Source organism: Caulobacter sp. 17J65-9 (assembly GCF_010975005.1).
In the GTDB taxonomy this organism is placed as follows: domain Bacteria; phylum Pseudomonadota; class Alphaproteobacteria; order Caulobacterales; family Caulobacteraceae; genus 17J80-11.
In genome coordinates, this window is the sequence record NZ_JAAIVC010000302.1 from 1 (window position 1) to 1,232 (window position 1,232).

1 protein-coding gene is annotated in these 1,232 nt (G+C 73.1%); it reads right to left on the bottom strand.

Annotated elements, in window-relative coordinates; all coding sequences use genetic code 11:
* Positions 1–59: 59 nt before the first annotated feature.
* Entirely contained in the window at positions 60–1,082 is a 1,023-nt protein-coding gene (locus tag G3573_RS21515) for a patatin-like phospholipase family protein (protein WP_163263666.1), read from the bottom strand.
* Positions 1,083–1,232: the final 150 nt, after the last annotated feature.

Consider the following 1,232-nt stretch of genomic DNA (forward strand, 5'->3'; position numbering starts at 1 on the left):
CCCTCCCGTCGCTTCGCGCCGGGCCCCTCCCTCTCCCGCAAGGGGAGAGGGATCAGAACTCAAACCCCCTCCAGCAGCCCGTCGAGGTCCAGGGTCGAGCGCACGCCCAGGTCCGCCGCGTGCGCCTGCAGGAACGCGTCCGCCGCCGCCCTGCCCTCGTCGCGCAGCAGCTCCAGGAATGCGCCCTCGGCGTTCAGCTTGGACGAGGCGCCCAGCTTCGCCAGGGCCGGGCTTGCGATCCGGTGCACGCGCATGCCCGCCCAGCTGGCCGGTTCGCCGGGGCCGGGATCGACCGCGCGCTTCAACAGCGCGATCATCCGCAGCTCCTTCAGAAGCGTAGCATTGAAGGCTACCTCGTTGATCCGATTGTGGATTTCGCGCGCGCTTCGCATCGGCTTGACGCATTCCACCGGGTTGATCTGGACCAGCAGCACGTCCTGGCTGGAGCACTCGCGCACCAGCGGCGTGATGGTCGGATTGCCGGAATAGCCGCCGTCCCAGTAGGGCTCGCCGTCGATCTCCACCGCCTGGAACAGGGTCGGCAGGCAGGCCGAGGCCAGCAGCACGTCGGGCGTCAGCTCGGCGTTGCGGAACACCCGCCCCCGCCCGCTGCGCACGTTGGTGGCGGTGACGAACACCCGGATGGGCGACGCGGCCAGCCGCTTGAAGTCGACGCAGTCGGCCAGCACCGCCTCCAGCGGGTTGCCGCCGCCCGGATTGAGGTCGTAGGGCGAGAACAGCCGCGCGGTCAGGTCCATGGCCAGGTAGGCCGGCGAACGGTCCAGGCTCCAGTCGCCGGAGAACCAGTCCCACGGCGCGCGCCTAAACGGGCTGAACCTCGCCGCCTCGGCCACCGCCCCCCAGAACCGGGCCAGGGCGGCGCGCGCGCCCGCAGCCCCGCCGGCGGCCAGGCCGTCGACCAGCACGCAGGCGTTCATCGCGCCCGCCGAGGTGCCCGACACGCCGTCGACGTCGATCCACGGCTCTTCCAGCAGCCGGTCCAGCACGCCCCAGGTGAAGGCCCCGTGCGAGCCGCCGCCCTGCAGCGCCAGGTCCAGCCGGATCGGCGCGCGATCGACCATCTAGGCGACCACGCCGGGTTAGCCGGCGTCGCGCTTGGCCTGGGCCCGGCGCCCGGCGGCGGAGACCGAGCCGACCTTGTCCGGCGGCACGCCCTCGGCGCGGCGCAGGCTGGGGTTGGCGCGCATGCCGCGGCTGGCGGTGCGGGTGGC

Bases quoted from the DNA above. Each gene is read 5' to 3' on its own strand.
- G3573_RS21515 (WP_163263666.1), bottom strand. From the start codon at position 1,082: ATGGTCGATCGCGCGCCGATCCGGCTGGACCTGGCGCTGCAGGGCGGC.